The 1,389-nt window shown below is 64.9% G+C and carries 1 protein-coding gene; it reads right to left on the bottom strand.

Annotation, left to right across the window (positions count from 1 at the left end; translation table 11 throughout):
- A partial coding sequence (locus tag C2U70_RS32730; protein ID WP_140982923.1) for a ribonuclease J occupies positions 1–1,389 on the bottom strand: 1,389 nt, incomplete at both ends.

Genomic DNA, 1,389 nt, shown 5'->3' with positions numbered 1-1,389 from the left:
GCTCGGTCATGGCGATGGCCACAAAAGCGCAGCCGGAGAACGCCAGCTTGCGCCGCTCGACCACCGCACGCGACTTGGAATCCTCCAAAATCGTACCGTCCTTGTAGAGGCGTCCCGAGGGCACCGCACCGACGATACCGGGATCGCCCGGGCCGAGCTTGACCAGGTCGCCATTGCGGCAAACCAGCACTTTCGGCACGCCGGCGGCACGTGCGAGCTTGGCATGCTCATGCAGATGCAACGGCTCGCCATGGACGGGGATCAGAAGCTGCGGCTTGGTCCAGGCAATGAGGTCCCGCAGTTCGTCACGGCGGGGATGGCCGGAGACGTGGACGAGATGGGTGCGGTCGGTAATGACCTCGACACCCTGCAGGACCAGATTGTTAATGATGCTGCCGACCGCTTTCTCGTTGCCGGGGATGGTGCGCGAAGAGAAGATCACGCAATCGCCCTTGTTCAGCGTGATTTCCGGGTGGTCGTCATTGGCGATGCGCGACAGCGCCGCACGCGGCTCGCCCTGGCTGCCGGTGCAGAGCGCCAGCACCTTTTCCTGGGGAAGATGGCCGTAGACCTCGGGCGACCGAAAATTCTGCACGCCGTCGAGAAAGCCGGTCTCGCGCGCCACCTGAACAACCCGCTCCATGGCGCGGCCGACGACAACGACCTCGCGGTCTGCCGCTTTGGCCGCGTCGGCGACCGCCTTGAGGCGCGCGACATTGGAGGCAAAGGTCGTCACCGCGACCCGGCCCTTGGCCTGCTTGACGAGTTCGATGATGGTCTTGGCGACCTCGGCTTCCGACGGCGAGCGGCCCTCGCGAACGGCGTTGGTGGAATCACCGATCAGGGCCAGCAGCCCCGCCTCGCCCAGTTCGCGCAGCCGCCGCTCGTCGGTCGGCTGGCCGATGATCGGGGTCGGATCGATCTTCCAATCGCCGGTGTGCAGCACCGTGCCGATCTCGGTGTGGATCGCCAGCGCATGCGACTCCGGAATGGAGTGCGCGACCGGAATGAACTCGACATTGAACGGACCGACATCGACGCGGCCCCCGGACGGGATGACCGTCACCGGGATCTTTGGCGCGTTGCGCTCGGCGGCGCATTTGGCCTCGAACAGCGCGGCGCTGAATTTCGTCGCGTAGATCGGGCACTTCAGTTTGGGCCAGAGATCGATGATGGCGCCGAAATGATCCTCATGGGCGTGCGTCAGCACCAGGCCCATCAGGTTCTTGCGTTCCTTCTCCAGGAAGCTGATGTCGGGCATGATCAGGTCGATGCCCGGCAAATGCTCCTCGTCGCCGAAGGAAACGCCGAGATCGATCGCGAGCCAGGCGCGCTGCTGGCGGTTGCCCAAGCCATAGATCGACAGGTTCATGCCGATCTCGCCGACGC

It is taken from the genome of Bradyrhizobium guangdongense (genome assembly GCF_006483445.1).
GTDB classification, from domain to species: Bacteria; Pseudomonadota; Alphaproteobacteria; order Rhizobiales; family Xanthobacteraceae; genus Bradyrhizobium; species Bradyrhizobium guangdongense_A.
The sequence above is the reverse complement of the archived record's forward strand: the minus strand, read 5'-3'. Positions and strand labels throughout refer to the sequence as shown.